This window comes from Trichococcus patagoniensis, assembly GCF_003051085.1.
Lineage (GTDB): Bacteria > Bacillota > Bacilli > Lactobacillales > Aerococcaceae > Trichococcus > Trichococcus patagoniensis.
Genome location: NZ_QAOM01000010.1, coordinates 1 through 19391 on the forward strand (window position 1 = coordinate 1; position 19391 = coordinate 19391).

The window sequence follows — 19391 nt, forward strand, 5'->3', positions numbered from 1 at the left end:
GTCACACCTGTTCCCATCTCGAACACAGAAGTTAAGCTTCTTAGCGCCGATTGTAGTGAAGGGTTTCCCTTTGTGAGAGTAGGACGTTGCCGCGCAAACGAAAAGCAAGCATGCAGGATATTCCTGATGCTTGCTTTTTTTTATGCCTAAAAATAGAACAGCCTCCAACCAGCGCGGGAATTTTTCCCTCATGCAATTCGGGGAAAACGGTTAAATATCGGCTGACGCAAATTGACATACATAACTGCAAGGAATATAATATAAACAACACATGAATGTATTTTCATATGTAATGCGGAATCATTCCGTTTTCGGATAAATAATACGAATGCTTAGGGTTGAGGAGTGAAAAATATGTCTGAGAAAGTGAAGCAGATTGAATGGTACTTGGACGAATTGGATTGTGCCAATTGCGCCAACAAAGTCGAGACCGGCATCGCGAAAATAGAAGGGATCCTGGAAAGCAACGTGAATTTCATGACGAAGACTTTGCGGATCGAAATCGAAGAGGATCAAGAGACCGATATTTTACCGAAAGTGAAACAAAAACTCAGTGTACTGGAGCCGGATATCCATCCGACTCTGAAAAAAAGCGGCGCATCAATTGGAGTGGATGGATTTCCGATGGGATTGAAACATCCCCAAGATGACTTATCCACAAACATCAACAAACAGCACAACCATGATGCTGCACATGAACACACGCATGCGCATGGAGAAGGGGATAAGGATGAAATCCGGAAAGCCGTCTTCCGACTCGCTGTCGGCTTTGGGATCTTGCTGGCGGCGATTTTCGCCCCAGTCAGCGGAACGATTTCGCTGGCATTGTTTGTGACTGCGTACCTGGTTGCAGGCTACGACATCGTTTGGAGCGCGCTCCTGAATATCAAGAACGGTCAATTGTTCGACGAAAACTTCCTGATGACGATCGCCACCTTGAGTGCTTTTTATATCCAGGAGTATCCGGAAGCGGTGGCTGTTATGCTGTTCTATCAGCTGGGGGAACTGTTCCAGGACATCGCCGTCGACAAATCCCGGCGCTCCATCTCTGAACTGATGGACATTCGCCCTGATTACGCAAACGTGAAAACAGCAGCGGGTATCGAAAAAGTGGCACCGGAAACCGTCAAAATCGGCGATATCATCTTGATCCGCCCAGGCGAAAAAGTGCCGTTGGACGGGAAAGTCGTGAGCGGTACCTCCGCTGTCGATACCTCGGCATTGACCGGCGAATCGGTTCCACGTGGCATCAAAGTCGGCGACAGCATCCTAAGCGGGTTCATCAACAAGAACGGGGTCATCGAAGTAGTTGTCGAAAAGCCGTTTGCGGAGTCCACAGTCGTCAAGATTTTGGATTTGGTTCAGAACGCCAGCGGCAGAAAAGCGCCTACGGAAAACTTCATCACCAAATTCGCCCGCTACTACACGCCAGTCGTCGTCATCGCTGCCGTGTTGTTGGCGGTGCTGCCGCCGCTCTTGTTCCCGGGCGAAAGTTTCCAGGAATGGTTGTACCGGGCCAGCATCTTTCTGGTCATCTCGTGTCCGTGCGCTTTGGTCGTTTCGATTCCGGTCGGCTTCTTCGGCGGTATCGGTTCAGCCTCGCGCAAAGGCATCCTCGTCAAAGGCAGCAACTTCCTAGAAGGCCTGAATGATGTCAAAACGGTCGTGATGGACAAGACCGGAACGTTGACGGAAGGTAAATTCGCTGTGACCCGGATCGAAAGCGCCGGCGAGCTGGCGGAGGAACGCTTGCTGGAACTGGCAGCCTATGCAGAACTGCATTCCAGCCATCCGATTGCCGATTCCATCAAGGAAGCTTATGGAAAACCGATAGCTGAAGACCGGATTGCCACCACAAATGATATACCGGGCCAGGGTTTGCAGGTCGTCGTTGATGGGCAAGAAATCCTGGCAGGCAATGCCAAACTGATGGCGAAATTTGGCATCGCACATGCACCGGCTCCTGAAACCGGGACGGTTGTGCATATCGCTGTGGATAAACAGTATGCCGGCTACATCCTGATTGCAGACGCCATCAAAGCTGATGCGAAGGCCACGATCGCCGGCTTGAAGGCGAGAGGGATCCGCACCATTATGTTGACTGGGGATTCCCGTGCGGTAGGCGAGGCGGTCGCTAAAGAAATCGGCATCGATGAAGTCCATGCGGAATTGCTTCCGCAGGACAAAGTGACAAAGCTGGAGGAAGTGTTGGCGAGCAAACGCAAAGGTGAAAAAGTCATCTTCGTGGGCGATGGCATCAATGATACTCCGGTGCTGGCCCGTTCCGATATCGGGATGGCGATGGGCGGATTGGGATCCGACGCCGCCATCGAAGCGGCCGACATAGTCATCATGGACGATCAGCCATCAAAGATTTTGACAGCAATCACCGTGGCCGAGGAAACACGAAAAATCGTCTGGCAGAACATCATTTTCGCCATGTCAGTCAAAGGGGTGTTCCTGATCCTCGGCGCGTTCGGCGTCGCAACCATGTGGGAAGCCGTCTTCGCCGATGTCGGCGTGACCGTTTTGGCCGTGTTGAACAGCATCCGTATCCTGAAAAAATAATCGTTAGTATGTGGGGGCCGCCAGCGGCCCCTTTTTTGGTATGTTCCGGCGTTCGCCGGAGGACAGCGGTGAATAACGGGGCCAGCTCCGGTGGGAACCGCCAAGCCGGAGTTGAGCGCCCGAAATCCGCTGCTTCTCCGATGAGGCGGGGCTCATCGGAGCTTAAACCAAAATATTGGGAAGAACTCCGGCGAGGCCCCCGTTCCCCGGAGATCACGCAAGCTGATGCCGGCGTCCGCGCCTGCCGAAGCATCCCAATCGGTTTATCCACATAGCTGTGCTACAATTAGAAAATAATATACGAAAAGTGAGTGATGAGATTGGAAAACGGAATCCGTAATTTTGAGTTTCAAAATCCGACAAAAATAGTTTTCGGCAAGGACCAGATCAAACGCATGAATGATTTGATCCCTCAGGATGCGAAAGTATTGATTTTGTACGGCGGCGGCAGCGTCAAGAAATTCGGCACCTTCGACCGCGTAGTCGAAGCTTTGGGCAACCGCGAATGGGCTGAATTCGGCGGCATCGAGGCCAATCCGACCTATGAAACGCTGATACAAGCAGTCGATAAGATCAAAGCGGAAGGATATGACTACTTATTGGCAGTCGGCGGCGGCAGCGTCATCGACGGCGTGAAATTCGTTGCGGCAGCTGCAGTTTTCGCGGGCGATCCTGTCGATATGTTCGGCAGCGGCGTAGGCAAGGGCTTGCCGGTTACAAAAGCTCTGCCTTTCGGGACTGTGTTGACGTTGCCGGCCACTGCATCGGAAATGAACAACAATTCGGTTGTCACCTTTGTGGAAAAGCAAGCGAAGATCAGTTTCGCCAGTCCACATACTTATCCACAATTCTCCATCCTGGAACCGGAAGCGACCTACACGTTACCGAAACGTCAACTGGCCAATGGTGTCATCGATTCCTTCATCCATGTGATGGAAGCCTATCTGACGTATCCGATTGACGCAAAAGTGCAGGATCGCTGGGCGGAAGGGTTGCTGCAGACATTGATCGAAATCGGCCCGGACGTTGTCGAGGAGGACAACCACGACTATGCGACCCGCGCCAACTTCATGTGGACAGCGACGAATGCGCTCAATCGTTTCATTTCTCCCGGTGTTCCCCAGGACTGGGCTACGCATCAACTGGGCCATGAGATGACGTTGGCATTTGGGATCGACCATGCGCGCACGTTATCGATTGTCCTGCCGGCCATGATGAAAGTCCGCAAGCACCAGAAATGGGACAAACTGCTTCAGTATGCGGGACGCGTGTGGGATATCCGCGGCGATTCCAATCTGAGCGACGAAGAAAAAATCGATCTGGCCATCAAAAAGACCGAAGACTTCTTCGCCGGCCTTGGCGCGCCGATCCGCTTCTCGGACGTCGGACTGGATGAGAGCGACATTCCGGGCTTGGTGGAAGCACTCGTCCGCCACAAGAAAGAGAACATTTCCGAGCGCGGCGACTTCACTACCGAGGATGCAAGAGCCGTCTATACAGCAGGACTTTAAAATTTTGTCTATTTTTCATCACAGCGAACTCCCTGCAACCGGGGAGTTTTTTTGTGCATTTTACTAAGGTTAATTTAACAATTTTAAAAACTAACATAGTGACACTGTATAATATATGGTAATATTGAAGAAAGAGAGCATCGGAGTCAATGGGAAAGAAGGGTTGCCAATTGGAGAATAACCAGAGCATTTTTGATACAATCTGCCGGCTGAGGGACGAACAGCCTGGTCTGCCTTATCGATTCCAGGATGAGCGGACGGCTGGGCAAAAAGATGTGCTTTATGTACTTGCATCTGAAGGGATCCCTTTTTGGCGGAAAGAGGACTTGGCGAAGGAGTGCTGCGGCATCCTCAAGGACCTCGTCAACAAAGAAGAAGCGATCCTGACAGATCCTGTCCTGCGCCATTTTCTGGAGCATTATCCGATCTGCAGTTATTTTCTGGAATTACGCGAAAGAGTGCGCATTACTTTGGAAGCGGAATCAGGAGCGAGGGAGCGTCTTTATCACCTCGGCATGCGGCTCGCACGCAGCGGTACCGACCCTGAACAGGTGAAATTGGGCATCATCCTTTTGGGCTTCTTTCCGTATGATACGACCAAACAAATCATGCGCACACTGGGTTACCACAGCGAGTATACCTTGTATGTGCTCGAGAGCATCCAGTTCATTTTCCCTCTGCAGAACAATTTCATCTTTGAGTTGGCCAAGCACACGGTCGGCTACGGAAAGCTGGCGGCCATGTTCCTGCTGAAGCCGGTCCGATGGGAGCAGCAACACTGGATGATGCATGAGGGCATCAAGAGCGATTTCCTCGCCAACATCTATGCCAATCTCTGCATCCAGAAAACGGACATGCGCGCCTATTTCAAAAAGACGGAGATCACAGCCGCCAATTTTACGGATTTTGCGTATCTGATCTGTTATGCGGACTACAACAATGATAGCGTGACCATTGATGCCCAGCTGGACTTCCTGTATAGGTTCATCGACAAACGCGACTTTGCGGCAAGCTTCATCGATCTGGGCGCGCTCGTCAGCATCTGGTATCAGGTAGTCGATTTTTGGCAGCAGGATTATGACTTCATCAGTCAAAATGAGACGAAATACCGCCGTACCAAAACCATGTGGGATACCCGCATCGCCCGCTACGAAAAGCTGGTGCATAAAGTCGAAAGTTTCCTGCACCAACCCAAATGGCGCCATGTCGTTTATCAAGAAATTTCCGCCCCGAATGAATCGGATAACCTGATCATGAAAGTGCTCGTCTATCTGAACATGCATCCCGATTTTCCGGCTTTCATGGAAGTGCTGAGTCGGCAACCTTTGGGATTCAATATGCTCGATTTTTTCCTGAAAATCAATCCCGAATTCTATTTCGACGATGTCTGTGAATACCTCGAAGCGATCCTGAACCCGGATCTTTATGCGCTCCCTTTGGAAATCGAAGAGCCGGAGAATCCGAGCGTAACGGATCTGATGCGCGCCGACGAATGGTTGTTGCGCCTGTTCGAAGTGATGAGCGAGAAACGCAAATACAATGAAGCCTGGTGCATCCGCGGCATCCATTACCGCAATGCCGGCGTGCGCAAAAAGGCGGCCCAGGTGCTGCAGCAGCACAGGAAAAAATGGTCCGACCAAGTGGAATCCGAACTCCGGATTGCGCTTGAAAAAGAGCCTAACATCAAACTGAAGCGGCAAATCGACAGACTGTTGCAGCCGGAAAATCTGAAGAATCAAAAAGAAAGCCGTTATCTGAAGGTCAAGCAGCCAACATTGAGCCATGCCCATACGGATAAGGAATTGCTGCATACGTATATCGCCGGCACGCAATTCCAGGAGCTGAGCGGTGTCGCCGATTTTCTGAAACCGGGGGATTTGCTGCAGTTAGTCCGCGAGACCGATAATGCTTATGACGCGAATGCCATCGCTGTTGCGACGCAAGCCGGCTACATGCTAGGTTATGTGCCGCGGTCGGAGAATGCTGTTCTGGCCAACTTGTTGGATGCCGAAGAGCGCCTTTACGCGATTCTGGAATCGCAGACAGTCGAGATGGAACGGCCGAAAATCACCATCGTTCTGAAACGCACTTTTTTCCAGGCGCAACCGACCGAGCAGGGTCAAGGCATCATCCTGCCGTTTCCACCACCCAAGAAAAAGAAATACGAATGATGAGAATGGAGAGGAACACCGAAAGAACACGGTGGGCCTCTTTTTGCGCTGAAATGAACTTGACTATTTCGGCGGAAAGTCGAAAATGAGAGGAGAGTGTTAAATTGACTCAAGGGGGATTACATATATGAATTTTGGAAAGCTAGTGGGGACATTGATTGTGGCATTCATCGGAGGCTGGGCAGGGATCCGCTTCCGAGTTCCAGCCGGAGGGATGATCGGCTCGCTGGTCGCGGTCGCCATCTATAATTATTTTTCGCAGATGGGCTATATGCCGCCCAATCTGAAGATCGTCGGCCAAATCATCATCGGCGGGACTATCGGCATGAACTTCACGAAAAGCAGCTTGGCCGAAATGAAACAGGTGTTTCTGCCTGCGATCGCTTCCGTGTTGATCCTGTTGACTGTAGGCGTGATCGCCGGATATATCCTGCATAAAGTAGCCGGAATCGATCTGATTACAGCATTGCTGGGGACCTCGCCGGGCGGTTTGACCGATATGACGATACTTGCGGCTGCCTTCGAAGCGGATACGATCATCGTCTCGTCCATCCATCTCATCCGGTTGTTCTCGGTCATCTTCCTGATGCCGATTTTTGTCCGGATCATCAGCACGTATATCAGTAAGTAAGAAAGTGGCCGTCTCGGAATAAAATGGGACGGTCATTTTGTGTGTTGACCGTAGTAAGAGTGTTTCGCTGCTAAGGCTAGTAGTTTGTCCGATAACCGCAAAGAATCGGACAAGCGCAACGCATAAGGCTAGTAGTTTGTCCGATAACCGCAAAGAATCGGACAAGCGCAACGCATAAGGCTCGTAGGTTGTCCGATAACCGCGAAGAATCGGACAAGCGCAGCGCATAAGGCTAGTAGTTTGTCCGATAACCGCAAAGAATCGGACAAGCGCAGCGCATAAGGCTAGTAGGTTGTCCGATAACCGCGAAGAATCGGACAAGTTCAGCGCATAAGGCTCGTATGTTGTCCGATAACCGCAAAGAATCGGACAAGCGCAACACATAAGACTCGTAGGTTGTCCGATAACCGCAAAGAATCGGACAAGCCCAGCGCATAAGACTCGTATGTTGTCCGATAACCGCAAAGAATCGGACAAGCGCAACACATAAGACTCGTATGTTGTCCGATAACCGCAAAGAATCGGACAAGCGCAACACATAAGACTCGTAGGTTGTCCGATAACCGCGAAGAATCGGACAAGCGCAACACATAAGACTCGTATGTTGTCCGATAACCGCGAAGAATCGGACAAGCGCAGCACATAAGGGTCGTAGGTTGTCCGATAACCGCGAAGAATCGGACAAGCGCAGCACATAAGGCTCGTATGTTGTCCGATAACCGCGAAGAATCGGACAAGCGCAGCACATAAGGCTCGTATGTTGTCCGATAACATCCGTTCCCCGGAGTTGAGGCCACCGCCCTCCTAAAACCGATCCGACCTTACCCGATCTTCCAATTAAATTCTGCCGAAAAGGCAACAAAAAAGCGACTGTCTGCAAGAGACGGCCGCTTTTTTGTGTAAAATCATAAGCTGTTATTCGTATTTCTTCAGGAAGAACAATCCCAGTGTCCCAAGTCCTGTATGCGAACTGATCGTGGAACCGATCGTGTTCACATAGACGTGGCGCGGATGGAAATGTTCTTCGATGTACTGACGCATTTCTTCGACTGCTTCGGCATCGTCGCTGTGGCAAAGGAAGACGTTCTGTTCCTGGATCATATCCGCTTCATCGCGCAGGCGTTCGTACATCCGGTTCATGACCTTTTTGCGTCCGCGCAGTTTTTCGACGGGGACCAATTCACCATTGATGACTTCCAATAACGGTTGGATATTCAGCAATCCCCCGAAAAAGGCGCTTGATTTCGAAAGTCGGCCACCTTCGGCAAGATAATTCAGATCCTTGACCGTAAACAGAGACACGACGTTGGCAGCCGTGAAACGGACACGTGATTCGATCTCATCCAAAGTAAAACCGGCCTCGCGCATTTCGATGGCTTCAACGACGGACAAGCCTTCACCGACCGAAGCGCTCATGGAATCGACCAACCGCAGATCGAAGTCCGGGAACTCTTCTTTCAGTTGCTGATAAGCCAAGTTGGCCGCTTGGTAGGTGCCGGAAAGCTTGGCGGAAAGGGAAATGTAGATGCCTGATTCGCCGGCTTCGGCCACGTTCCGGAAACCGGATAGGAATTTTTCCAAGGACACTTGGCTCGTTTTCGGATGACCGCCGCGTGCGATCATTTCATAGACTTTGTCGGCCTGTATTTCGATCATGTCTTCGTATTCGCCGGTATCCAGCAGCGTGGTCAACGGGAAGACTTCCACATCATTCTCCTGCAGATAGGCATAGGCCAGATCACAAGCACTATCGGTAAATATTTTCATCTTGAACGCCTCCTCTAGCGCGAGTTCTATCACGGGATATTCCGTGGACTACTCTACAGTATAGCACGTTTCGTCCATTTGGAAAATTTCGGCGCTACCGCTTCATGAAGTGGAACGGAGCGGATGCCGGAACAATCGGTCAATCGTTCCGTTCGCCAAGTTCCTCCTTGATCAGCATCGCAGTCTTTTCCGGGATGCCCAATGCTTTGAGGTCTTCGTAGCTGGCTTCGCGGATGTTCTTCATCGTCTTGAAATGCTTCAGGATCTTCATGCGGGTTTTCGGTCCGACACCTTCGATCTGGTCCAATTGCGAAGCGATGCTGTTTTTTGCGCGCACTTGGCGATGGAAAGTGATTGCGAAACGGTGGACCTCTTCCTGGATTCGCTGCACAAGATGGAAGGCCTGGCTGTTCGGACTGAGTTCCACGATTTCATCCTTCTCGCCGAAGATGAGCGAGGACGTCTTGTGCTTCGTGTCCTTGACCATGCCGGCAACCGGAATGTCCAGCCCGAGTTCGTCCTCCAGCACTTCCTTGGCGGCATGCACCTGGACTTTGCCGCCGTCCATCAGGATCAGATCCGGCATGGCGCGTCCTTCGCGCAGCAGACGGCTGTATCGGCGGCGGATGACTTCCTGGGTCGTCGCGAATTCGTTGCTTCCTTCGACCGTCTTGACTTTGTATTTCCGGTAGTTTTTGCGTTCCGGCTTGCCGTCCTTGTAAACGACCATCGCCGAGACCGGATTGGTTCCCTGGATGTTCGAATGGTCGAACGATTCGATAATCTCCAGATATTCGATGCCGAGCGCCTCGGAAAGTTCCTGGATGGCGCCGACCGTCTTGTGGGTGTCGCGCTCGATCAGCATGAATTTCTCAGTCAGCGCCAGTTCGCTGTTCGTGATTGCCAGTTCGAGGATGCTGCGCTTGCTGCCGCGGACCGGGGTGTGCACCTTTGTTCCGAGCGCTTCCTGAAGCAATTCCGTGTCGACGCCTTTCGGGACGAGCACTTCCTGCGGCAGGATATGATTGGGATCCTGATAGAACTGCATGATGAAGGAAGCCAGCTCTTCCTCAGGCGTATCGTAGCAAGGGAAAAGGGCGGCTTCGCGTTTGATGATCGAGGACTGGCGCAGCAGGAAGACCTGGATCGACAGCCAACCTTTGTCCATATGGAAGGCGAAGACGTCGCGGTTCGTGTAGTCGCGGGACATGACCGTCTGTTTTTCGACGGTCGCCTCGATATAGCTGATCTGGTCGCGGTAATCGGCAGCCTGCTCGAAGTTCAGGATATCGGCGGCGCGGTGCATTTTTTCCCGCAGATCCTTCTTGATTTCCTTGACCTCGCCGTTCAGGAAAGCGGCAATGCGTTTGATCTGGGCATCATATTCCTCTTTTGATACCTCATGATCGCAGCAGCCGATACATTGGCCCATATGGTAATAAAGGCAGGCGCGCTTGGAATTTTTGGCGCACTTGCGCAACGGGTAGATTTTCTGGATGAACTCCTGCGTCTCAGTCGCCGCGTAGACGTGTGGATAGGGGCCGAAGTAGAGGCCGCCGTCATCCTCGACCGTCGAAGTGATGAGGAGCTGAGGATCCTTTTCGTTGGTGACCTTTAGATAGGGATACATCGTCCCTTGCTTCAGCTTGATGTTGTATTTCGGCTGGTAACGCTTGATCAGATTGATCTCCAGCAGCAGCGATTCCTTGTCCGTCTTGGTGACGATCGTTTCGAAGCGCTCGATGTCCGCGACCAGCAGCTGCGTTTTGCCTTCATGCTTGCTGTGGAAGTAGGACTTCACGCGGTTCTTCAAATTTTTGGCCTTGCCGATGTAGATGATTTCGTCATCCTTGTCCCGCATGATGTAGCAGCCGGGCAAGTCGGGCAACAGCGCCAATTTTTGGTTGATTTCTTCTCTGCTCATCCGTTTCAATCCTTTTACTTTTTGTTAAGAATAGTATAACATGAATGGAAACATACGTTCAGCCGTTTGATCTTGGCGCGGCGAAATCCTTTCCAGCAGCAAGGAAGTGAAAAAAGTGTCAAAGCATATGAAATATGAAAAGTGGCAGCGTCAAACGGCGCTCTTTTTGGGCAGTCAGACGATTTCGCTGTTCGGCTCTTCCCTTGTCCAATACGCGATCTTCTGGTATCTGACCTTGGAAACGCAGTCCGGCGTCATCATGACGCTCTCGACCATCTTCGGCTTCCTGCCGACGTTCTTCATCTCGCCGTTCGCCGGCGTGTGGGCCGATCGCTACAACCGGAAGCGCCTGATCGTCCTTTCCGACGGCATCACCGCGATCTCGACTTTGGTGCTTGTCCTCCTGTTCCTGGCCGGGCAGCGTTCGATCTGGATCCTGCTGGCGACCTCGGCCATCCGCGCAGTCGGGGCGGGCATCCAGATGCCGGCGGTCGGCGCCATCCTGCCGCAGATCGTGCCGGAAAAGGAATTGACCCGGATCAACGGGCTCAACGGCAGCATCCAGGCCGTCGTCATGCTGGTTTCGCCGATGATCAGCGGCGCGCTTTACCAATTTGCGCCGATGGAAGGCATTTTCCTGATCGATATCGTGACCGCGGCTTTGGCGATCGCCATCCTAGTGTTCCTGCTGAAAGTCCCGACGCATGAAAAAGCCAGCCAGGAGCAGGTCAGCAATTATCTGCAGGACATGAAACTAGGATTCCGTTACATCCAAAACCACGCGTTCATCAAAAGGCTGTTCCTCTATTTTTCGCTCGCCTTTTTCATGGCGGCGCCGGTGTCGTTCCTATCCCCTTTGCAAGTCGCGCGTTCGTTCGGTGAGGACGTTTGGCGCTTGACGGCGATCGAAATCGCCTTTTCCATCGGGATGATCGGCGGCGGTCTCTGGATCGCGTCATGGGGCGGCTTCAAGAACCGGATCCATTCCATCGCGGCGGCGATCGCGGTCATGGGTTTGAGCACTTTCGGGATGGGTGTCATCCCGGATTTCTGGATCTACCTCTTCCTGATGGGGCTGGTTGGGCTATTCATCCCGCTGCTGAACGCCCCGAGCATGACGCTGCTGCAGGAAAAGGTCGAGGAGGATTTTCTTGGCCGCGTCTTCGGCGTCCAAAGCATGGTCGCAAGCTCGATGATGCCGTTGGGGATGCTGGTCTTCGGACCGCTGGCGGACCGGATGGCGATAGAAATCCTGATGGCCGTATCGGGCGTGTTCCTGATGGTCGTGGCATTCTTCGCTATCCGCGACCGGGTCCTATTGGAAGCGGGGAAACCGGAAGATTCGGACAAGCAGGGATAGGAATGTGTTGAGGTTGTCCGATTCAGTGCGATTATCGGACAAGTTGCGATAAGAATATGTTGAGGTTGTCCGATTCAGTGTGGTTATCGGACAAGCAGCGATAAGAATGTGTTGCGGTTGTCTGATACTATGCGATTATCGGACAAGCAGCGATAAGAATGTGTTGCGGTTGTCTGATACTATGCGATTATCGGACAAGCAGGGATAAGAATGTGTTGCGGTTGTCCGATTCAGTGCGGTTATCGGACAAGCAGCGATAAGAATGCTTTGAGGTTGTCCGATTCAGTGCGATTATCGGACAAGCAGCGATAAGAACGTGAAGAGGTTGTCCGATACTTTTTAGTTATCGGATAACCGCAACCCGAAAGAAAACAACCATAAAGGACAAAATAGATGTAAACAACACCAAAAGAAGGGCCGGACACATTAAATGTGCCGGCCCTTCTTCGGTGTTTTCAGTTACAATCCGCATTTCAGCTGCGCGCCGCAATTGGTGCACGTGTTGCAGCCGCCCAGATCTTCGACCGTACCTTGTCGGCAGATCGGGCAGGTGTCGCCGATTTCGTTGCCGATTGTGACATCAGTGGACGCGAGACTGGCTATCGAATCCACCAGGAAAGTCTTGTCCTTGTTGATTTTGACGTGCTCTTTTTCTTCTTCAAGCTTGGCTTCGTCATCCCAAACGTTTTCTTCGGCTTTCAGCGTCAACACTTGCGAATCGCGGCTGCCGTCGACGTAGACCGTACCGCCCTTGGCTCCGCCCAGGTAAAGGCGCTCGTAGATTTTCTCGACTTGATCGACAGTATAGCCTTTCGGCGTGTTCACCGTTTTTGAAATGGAACTGTCGACCCAGCGCTGGATCGTCGTCTGCACATCGACGTGCTCCTCGGGGGCAAGCGTCATGGCAGTCGCAAAATAATCAGGCAATTGGTTCGGATCGGCGTCCGGATGGCGATCCAGATATTCTTGGACGATCTCCGCCTTCACTTCGATGAACTTGCCGAGACGGCCGCTGCGGTAATACGTGAAGGAGAAGTAAGGCTCCAAACCGGTGGAAACGCCGGCCATCGTGCCTGTCGATCCGGTAGGCGCCACCGTCAACAGATGCGAGTTGCGGATGCCGTATTTCAGGATGCCTTCACGGACGTGTTCCGGCATTTTTTTCATGTAGCCGGTGTTGATGAAACGCTCGCGCAGGATCTGCGTTTCTTTTCCGGTCTGTCCGACCAAGAACGGGAAGCTGCCGCGCGTTTTCGCCAACTCGATGCTTTCCTCATAGGCCGCCACGGCGATCGTTTCGAATACTTGGTCGATCAGCTGCAGGCTTTCCAGTGAACCGTAACGGACGCCGCAATAGATCAGCATATCCGCCAAGCCCATGATCCCCAAGCCAATCCGGCGTTCGCCGAGCGCTTGTTTCTTGTTTTCTTCCAAGAAGTAAGGGGTGGAGTCGATGACGTTGTCCTGCATATGGATGCCGGTGCGGACGGTCTGTTCCAATTTGGCGAAGTCGACCATCTGCAGGTCCTTGTTGACCATTTCGGCCAAGTTGACAGCGGCCAAGTTGCAGACGGAATAGGCTGCCAATGGCTGCTCGCCGCAGGGATTGGTCGCGACGACTTTTTGGCCATAGGCGACCGCATTCGTCATTTTGTTTGCGTTGTCGATGAAGAAGATGCCTGGTTCGGCGGCGTAAGTGGCGCAGACGTTGATCAGGCGCCACAATTCGCGGGCATTGACGGTACGGAAAGTGGTGACAGCGTTGCCTGCGGCTTCCCAATCGCGGACATCGCCGCAGTTGGTCCATTCGGCATCGTAGTGCATCATCTCGGCTTCATTGTAGTGCTCCACATCCGGGAAACGCAGCGCATACTCCTCATTCCTCATCACGGCGTCCATGAAGTCGTCGGTGATGCAAACGGAAATGTTGGCGCCGGTCAGGAATTCAGGATTGTTGACGGTGTAAGTGCCGCCATCACGCAGTTTCTTTTCGGCTTCATGGATGACCGAGGCGTCAAAACCGCCATGTCCGGCAATGTGCTTGTAGTTGACGATGCCTGTGTACATGTTGATGTCTTTAGACGAAAATGGCGTGAAATGCAGCTTTTCCTTCGCCAGCATGCGGATCTGTTCATCCTCAAAATTTTCGATGATGTAGCGGAGGATGCGCGGATTCTGCATCTTGGAAATGATGAATTCGAAGATGTCCGGATGCCAGTCGGCCAGCATGATCATCTGGGCGCCGCGACGGGAACCGCCTTGTTCGACCAGATGCGTCAGCTTGGCGATGTCGTCCATCCAGGAAACGGAACCGGAAGAGCGGCCGTTGACTCCTTTCACCAATGTATGGCGCGGGCGCAAAGTCGAACCGTTTGAGCCAACGCCACCGCCACGGCTCATGATTTCCATGACTTTTTTGCGGTGATCGGAAATACCGCCGCGCGAGTCGGGCACGAAAGGCATGACGTAACAGTTGAAATAGGTCACATCGGTACCGGAGCCGGCGCCGTAGAGCACGCGCCCGGCCGGGATGAAATTCAAAGCTTTTTGTTCTTCGTAGAACTTCAGGAACGCTTCATGGCGCAGTTCCGGCGTGATTTCGACCTCGGCCAGACCATGCGCATTGCGCATCGCAATCTGTTCGTAGAAAAGCTCCAGCGGTTTGTCCAATGTCAGGATCCGGCGCGTCACGATGCCGCCTTCCTCGACTTCGAAATCATCGATGTTGTGCTGGTATTCTTCGGAAACTTTGATGCGGACAGTCTGTTCCTTGTGGTTTACGGAAAGGACGGTTCCTGTTCCGCGGGCCGGATATTTCGGGTCCTCCTTGACCGTCAGAATCACCAGATCCCCTTCGGACAGGGTCTCCTTGGTAGAATCCTTGTAGGAGTAGCGATCCAACATGACGAGGCGGGACACTCCCTCGTAAGTCACGTGCATATCATCCGTGATCGGAAATACATGCGGGAACCGCTCGATGTCCTTGTTCAATTTTTCAAATCCTGCTTTAAATGTGGTCTTTGTTGCATCCACAATAATCACTCCCTTATTTACGGCGAAAACACTAGATGTTGTGCTGTCGGTTTGTTTCTCATACTATATATACTAATTCTGTTCATCGGATAAATCAAGGGGAACAGTCGGCGAATTGGATTATGCAAACGGATGAAAACGTTATTCGGATGGAAGGGGATGCGTTTGTAAATATATATCGGCCAATAAGAAGTGGGTGCCGTGCGCCGGGATGGGGATGTCGGCTGTTGTGGAAAGAACGAATGGCGAACAGCCGAGATGGCAAGCCGCTATCTGGATCCGAACAACCCAACAAATCCGACCCGGAAAATAATGCGAAACAGTACCCTGTCAGCCCTCCCAAAAGCTATAATAAAAGCAGAAAGAACTACAAAAGAAAGGAGCTCAAGCATGAATGATGATAAAGAACGCTTCGCGGATATGATCCGCAATTCGCAGCGCATCGTCGCTTTCACGGGGGCGGGCATCAGTACGGAGAGCGGCATCCCGGATTTCCGTTCGGCGGGCGGGATGTTCGACAGGCTGAGTGGCCGCCATTTCAGCGGCGAAGAGACACTCAGCATCGGTTTCCTGGAAACTTATCCGCAGCTCTTTTTCCGCAATTATGCGGCGCATTTCGATTTTTCGCAGGCGCTCCCGAACGCCGGCCATCGCTTTTTCGCCGCGCTCGAGCAGACCGGCAAGAAAGTCACCGTCGTCACCCAGAACATCGACAATCTGCATCAGTCCGCCGGCAGCAGCGCAATCATCGAACTGCACGGGAACGGGGCGAGATGGCGGACGTTCGATACGGGCGAACCCGCTGATGCCTCAGCAATCAGCATGGACGCAGAAGGCATCCAACGCGATCCCCAAGGCAGGATGGTGCGCCCCGATATCGTGCTCTACGGCGAAATGCTCGACGAGGAGGCAATGGAGCGCGCAGCCGCGGCAATCGGCGCGGCAGACATGCTGGTCGTCATAGGCACCTCGTTGGCCGTCTACCCAGCCGCGAGCTTCGTCCACTATTTCAAAGGACCGTACGCAGTCCTCTTGAACCGGACGCCCGTGCCGCAATCCTTGCATTTCCAATTGGCCGTCCAGACCGATGCAGGAGCCTTTTTGGCGGACGTCTGGGAAGAATATTTTGCAGAATGAATCATAAGGCGCATTAACAAAAAAAGGATGTGGGAAGGGGGAGTCGTTATGCCCAAACTGAGTCAGCTGGCGAGGTATCTGGTCTATTCCTACGAAAACCATACGGCAGCCCGGTTCGGCGACAACGAGCTGAAGCTGCAGACGATGCTTTATTTTGCGCAGCGGGAATGTCTGGCACTTGTGGGTGAGCGTTTGTTCGAAGAAAGCTTTGAAGCTTGGGAAGAGGGACCGGTGCTGCCGGGAATGCAGTTCTTCTTCGAGGAAGGCTACGATCCCTTCGAACCATTGGAGATGAAAAAGTTGACGGAGCGCGAACAGTTCATCCTCGACCGCATCGTCTTTGCGTACGGGCAGTATGAAGGTTGGTATTTGGCGGATTTGGCGCGCCACGAAGCATCCTGGCGCAACAGCAGAACGGCAATCCCGGCGGAAGAAACCGAGCCAAAACTTCTGGAACTTGCGGGTATCCGCGAGGACGCGAAAAAAGTCCGGCTGTATGACACATTATTTGATGTTTATCTGGATGAGTTGGAGGATTTCGAAGGGGAGGTGCTCGAGCCATGAACGAAACGCAAGCCTACATCGGTGCCATTGTGAAGACACGTTTTGCCTATCATGACCTTGAAACGGACAAAATCGCCTTCAAATCGCGCCCGTTTCTGATCATCGGGGCCGAATACGACACGCTGCCGTGCGACTTCACCGCCTTTCCGATTTCGAAAGTGTCGACGAGCCAAAATATCGACCCCGTCCACGACATCAAGGTCGAAAAGGAACGCTATCCCAAACTGAGCCTGAATGCGGAAGTTTCCTACATCCGCGTCCATAAAATCCAGACGATCCACAGTTCCCAGCTTGCAATCGGGATGCTGTCTTCCTTAAATGAAACGTATCCGGAACTTTACGCAGAAGTGAAGGATGCTTATCGGGATTTTTTCGGAGGACTATTCTGACTGAGCGGAGCGGTGCCCCCTATTGGAACGCACCGCGCAAAAAAACACCCCTGCATAGCGGAGGCCCATGATGAGCCTCCGTCTAAGCAGGGGTGTTTTACAAGCGTTTATGCAAGCTAAGCGACATGCGCTTAAGCTTCCACTGCAAATTGAAATCTTTTTTTAGCAACAACAGCTGCTCCAGCTGCAGCTACCAGCAAGGAGATTCCTCCTGCCAAGTAGAGATTGTTTGCCCCGGTCTGTTTGACATCATTCCCCTTTGTCGGGAAAGTAGCTACAACAGTGCCAGGTGCATTACTGAAAACGACTTCTTTTGAAGTAACAGTAACAGTAATATCCAATACAGCAGCAGCTGCAGTAAGCTCAGCCAAGATGGCTTGTCTATCAGCTGTTGTAAGCTGATTCATGCTGTTCGCTCCGCGTGCGTTAACGACAGCTTGTGCATTATTGATGTGGACAATGATTTGATCCGCTTCTTCAGCAGTTACATCATTGGACATCAAATAATTTTTTGCTTGCTGTACGTAATTGGATGGCACGCTAGTTGCTTCCAAAGTTGCGATGATGTCATTTTCAGTTGCAGCGGCAACATTCGGTTGCGCTCCGAAGAACAACACGAATGCAAACAAAAGAGATACGATGACTTTTTTCATATATTTTTCACCTCCTTTCAGTGCGTCTGTCAGCCGATGATGAATCAGTATTGTTCCATTTCGGCCGCATAGGCACGATTTCGGCGGTAAGCCGCTCGTTTGGCCTTACTGATCAGGCTATAACCGACCAGACAAAAAATTCCCAAAATGAAGACCAGTGCGCCTGAGCCCAACAAGAAGGTAGTGTAATGCATAGCCAACGTGCGCAGTGCGGTGTTGATGTGATCCGCTGAAACGGTGATGCGCTGCGGAATCTTAAGACTCAACGCCACGATCACCGGGATGATGACGAAGGCAGATCCGGAAACTAAGCCGCTGCCGATCCAGATCAGTGAGCGGTGAGGCAGTTTCCAGTTCAAGCCGACAAGTGCCCCGGCAATCAAAAAGAAAGCCAATGGTACGAGATAGAAGTAAGCAAGAACGGTTTGCAGCATTTTCCGGACGTTCTGGAATTGCGGGAAAGCAATAACGTTATCCAGATTGAACAGCATGGTGTGGCTACCGACAATGGCGGTGGCTTCATCAATGATCGTAGCAGTCTGCGTTTGCAAGCCTTCATCGAACGGTTGGTTGTGCTCTGCGGCGTAACTCTGAACATAAGCTGTTACGGGTTCCGCGAACATGCTGTAATCGGTCGCCGCCTCATAGGAAGCGTTAGGATCAATCAGATAGTTGAGAGCTTGTTCATTGTTCGTGCGGGCAAGTTGCTGTAGGCCATGTTGGTCCATCGCGGCTTCCACGAAGACTTCCTCGGGTATGGACGTTTCCAAGCTCAACGTCTTGAATTTAGCGGAAAGGCTTTCCTCCACTTGGGTGTAGTAGGGGCTGTCGTCCAACTGCTGATTGAGGTCGCTTGCGTTCAAAAGGACTTGCTTCATGAAGATGACCCCGATCAAGGCAACCACTACAAACATCAGGAGAAAGCTGAGGATCACTCTGCCGATTTTTTTTATATTTCGCATCAAGGTGCTCCTTTAAAAATTGATTTCTGACAGTGGCTTGCCTTCGACCAATTTTGCGGTCACGACATATCTGTCAGGTGTGTTTCCGATGTAGTCGAAAGGATAACAAGTGTACAGCGTCAAAATCTGCTCTTCGGAGGGCGCCAGAATGCTCTGGTCGGTCCCGTTTTTGATTTCAATATTGCTGATTTCATAAACATAGGTTCCGTAGGTCAGCTCCAAGCGGATAGCATCGCCGACCTGCGCGTCACCCAATGTCTTGAAGACGGAATTGGTGTGCCCGGCAATGACTGTGTTTCCGATATCCCCCGGAAATACGGAGCCATAATATTGGCCGGCGCCGTAAAGTAGTTGCGTAGCATCATCGCCGACGAAAACAGGCGTAACGATGCTTGCCGCATCCACGCTCAGCGTCCCGTATTCATCCCCGTACTTCGGGAAGGATACTTGGGTTGCCACTGTTGCATCCTCAACAACCGTGTTGCTGTCGCTCAGGTTCGTCTGCGCGATTGCGACTTCTTGCGGAAAGAACATCCGCGACAAGTAAAAGGTGTAAGAGATATTATCAAAAAAAGCCAAGGAAAGTAGCGTGATGCCGGATATGAAAAGCAGTACCGGGACGCCGATCAGCGTACCGAGCCTCCGCCGCTTTGCCTGATTTTTTTGACTTATTTTTTTCCTCATCATTCCACTCCATTCATTTTAGTTGATGCAGCTAGCT

Annotated in this window: 14 protein-coding genes and 1 rRNA gene; 9 read left to right on the forward strand and 6 right to left on the reverse strand. The window is 52.0% G+C overall.

Features of this window, described 5'->3' with window-relative positions; translation table 11 throughout:
* From rrf to C8U37_RS08005, 5 genes are all read left to right on the forward strand, one after another.
* Positions 1-95: ribosomal RNA gene (gene rrf, locus C8U37_RS07980) — 5S ribosomal RNA — on the forward strand; the annotation flags it as partial.
* 259 nt (positions 96-354) lie between these two features.
* Positions 355-2568, forward strand: coding sequence for a heavy metal translocating P-type ATPase (locus C8U37_RS07985; protein ID WP_108032721.1), 2214 nt, complete (start codon positions 355-357; stop codon positions 2566-2568).
* A gap of 314 nt (positions 2569-2882) precedes the next feature.
* Entirely contained in the window at positions 2883-4079 is a 1197-nt protein-coding gene (locus C8U37_RS07995) for an iron-containing alcohol dehydrogenase (RefSeq protein WP_342749371.1), read from the forward strand.
* Between the two features lie 170 nt (positions 4080-4249).
* On the forward strand, positions 4250-6250 hold the full coding sequence (locus C8U37_RS08000; protein ID WP_170100223.1) for an HIRAN domain-containing protein: 2001 nt from the start codon (positions 4250-4252) through the stop codon (positions 6248-6250).
* Between the two features lie 127 nt (positions 6251-6377).
* On the forward strand, positions 6378-6881 hold the full coding sequence (locus C8U37_RS08005; RefSeq protein ID WP_108032724.1) for an AbrB family transcriptional regulator: 504 nt from the start codon (positions 6378-6380) through the stop codon (positions 6879-6881).
* A gap of 915 nt (positions 6882-7796) precedes the next feature.
* Here the strand turns inward: C8U37_RS08005 and C8U37_RS08010 are convergent.
* The gene (locus C8U37_RS08010; protein ID WP_108032725.1) at positions 7797-8648 is read right to left on the reverse strand and encodes a DegV family protein; all 852 of its coding nucleotides are present in this window, start codon (positions 8646-8648) and stop codon (positions 7797-7799) included.
* Between the two features lie 139 nt (positions 8649-8787).
* Positions 8788-10572 carry an excinuclease ABC subunit UvrC gene (gene uvrC, locus C8U37_RS08015; RefSeq protein WP_108032726.1) on the reverse strand — a complete coding sequence of 595 codons (1785 nt, stop codon included), beginning with the start codon at positions 10570-10572 and terminating at the stop codon, positions 8788-8790.
* Between the two features lie 115 nt (positions 10573-10687).
* Here uvrC and C8U37_RS08020 point away from each other — a divergent pair, with 115 nt between their 5' ends.
* A complete protein-coding gene (locus C8U37_RS08020) occupies positions 10688-11932 on the forward strand; it encodes an MFS transporter (protein WP_245879797.1) in 1245 nt (414 codons plus the stop codon).
* Between the two features lie 459 nt (positions 11933-12391).
* Here C8U37_RS08020 and C8U37_RS08025 read toward each other — a convergent pair whose 3' ends face one another.
* Positions 12392-14968 carry a vitamin B12-dependent ribonucleotide reductase gene (locus tag C8U37_RS08025; protein ID WP_108032823.1) on the reverse strand — a complete coding sequence of 859 codons (2577 nt, stop codon included), beginning with the start codon at positions 14966-14968 and terminating at the stop codon, positions 12392-12394.
* 387 nt (positions 14969-15355) lie between these two features.
* Between C8U37_RS08025 and C8U37_RS08030 the strand changes: the two genes are divergently transcribed.
* The 3 genes from C8U37_RS08030 to C8U37_RS08040 are packed head-to-tail and all read left to right on the forward strand — an operon-like array spanning position 15356 to position 17055.
* Positions 15356-16102 (forward strand): NAD-dependent protein deacylase, encoded by a 747-nt coding sequence (locus C8U37_RS08030; RefSeq protein WP_170100224.1) that lies wholly within the window; start codon positions 15356-15358, stop codon positions 16100-16102.
* Positions 16103-16150: 48 nt separating this feature from the next.
* Positions 16151-16666, forward strand: coding sequence for a Panacea domain-containing protein (locus C8U37_RS08035; protein WP_170100225.1), 516 nt, complete (start codon positions 16151-16153; stop codon positions 16664-16666).
* Positions 16663-17055 carry a type II toxin-antitoxin system PemK/MazF family toxin gene (locus C8U37_RS08040; protein ID WP_108032730.1) on the forward strand — a complete coding sequence of 131 codons (393 nt, stop codon included), beginning with the start codon at positions 16663-16665 and terminating at the stop codon, positions 17053-17055. The genes C8U37_RS08035 and C8U37_RS08040 overlap by 4 nt, the downstream gene beginning before the upstream one ends.
* 131 nt (positions 17056-17186) lie before the next feature.
* Here the strand turns inward: C8U37_RS08040 and C8U37_RS08045 are convergent, their stop codons facing one another.
* From C8U37_RS08045 to C8U37_RS08055, 3 genes are read right to left on the reverse strand one after another with little or no spacing between them, the layout of a single operon-like run.
* Positions 17187-17708, reverse strand: a complete 522-nt coding sequence (locus C8U37_RS08045) for a hypothetical protein (RefSeq protein ID WP_108032731.1) — start codon at positions 17706-17708, stop codon at positions 17187-17189.
* Positions 17709-17752: 44 nt separating this feature from the next.
* Positions 17753-18670: a hypothetical protein gene (locus C8U37_RS08050; protein WP_108032732.1), complete on the reverse strand. Its 918-nt coding sequence runs from the start codon at positions 18668-18670 to the stop codon at positions 17753-17755.
* Positions 18671-18682: 12 nt separating this feature from the next.
* The gene (locus C8U37_RS08055; RefSeq protein ID WP_170100226.1) at positions 18683-19354 is read right to left on the reverse strand and encodes a class D sortase; all 672 of its coding nucleotides are present in this window, start codon (positions 19352-19354) and stop codon (positions 18683-18685) included.
* Between the last annotated feature and the right edge of the window lie 37 nt (positions 19355-19391).

Coding starts and splice junctions, on each gene's coding strand:
- C8U37_RS07995 (WP_342749371.1), top strand. CDS start 2,883: ATGAGATTGGAAAACGGAATCCGTAATTTTGAGTTTCAAAATCCGACA.
- C8U37_RS08050 (WP_108032732.1), bottom strand. CDS start 18,670: ATGCGAAATATAAAAAAAATCGGCAGAGTGATCCTCAGCTTTCTCCTG.
- C8U37_RS08045 (WP_108032731.1), bottom strand. CDS start 17,708: ATGAAAAAAGTCATCGTATCTCTTTTGTTTGCATTCGTGTTGTTCTTC.
- C8U37_RS08040 (WP_108032730.1), top strand. CDS start 16,663: ATGAACGAAACGCAAGCCTACATCGGTGCCATTGTGAAGACACGTTTT.
- C8U37_RS08010 (WP_108032725.1), bottom strand. CDS start 8,648: ATGAAAATATTTACCGATAGTGCTTGTGATCTGGCCTATGCCTATCTG.
- uvrC (WP_108032726.1), bottom strand. CDS start 10,572: ATGAGCAGAGAAGAAATCAACCAAAAATTGGCGCTGTTGCCCGACTTG.
- C8U37_RS08035 (WP_170100225.1), top strand. CDS start 16,151: ATGCCCAAACTGAGTCAGCTGGCGAGGTATCTGGTCTATTCCTACGAA.
- C8U37_RS07985 (WP_108032721.1), top strand. CDS start 355: ATGTCTGAGAAAGTGAAGCAGATTGAATGGTACTTGGACGAATTGGAT.
- C8U37_RS08005 (WP_108032724.1), top strand. CDS start 6,378: ATGAATTTTGGAAAGCTAGTGGGGACATTGATTGTGGCATTCATCGGA.
- C8U37_RS08030 (WP_170100224.1), top strand. CDS start 15,356: ATGAATGATGATAAAGAACGCTTCGCGGATATGATCCGCAATTCGCAG.
- C8U37_RS08055 (WP_170100226.1), bottom strand. CDS start 19,354: ATGAGGAAAAAAATAAGTCAAAAAAATCAGGCAAAGCGGCGGAGGCTC.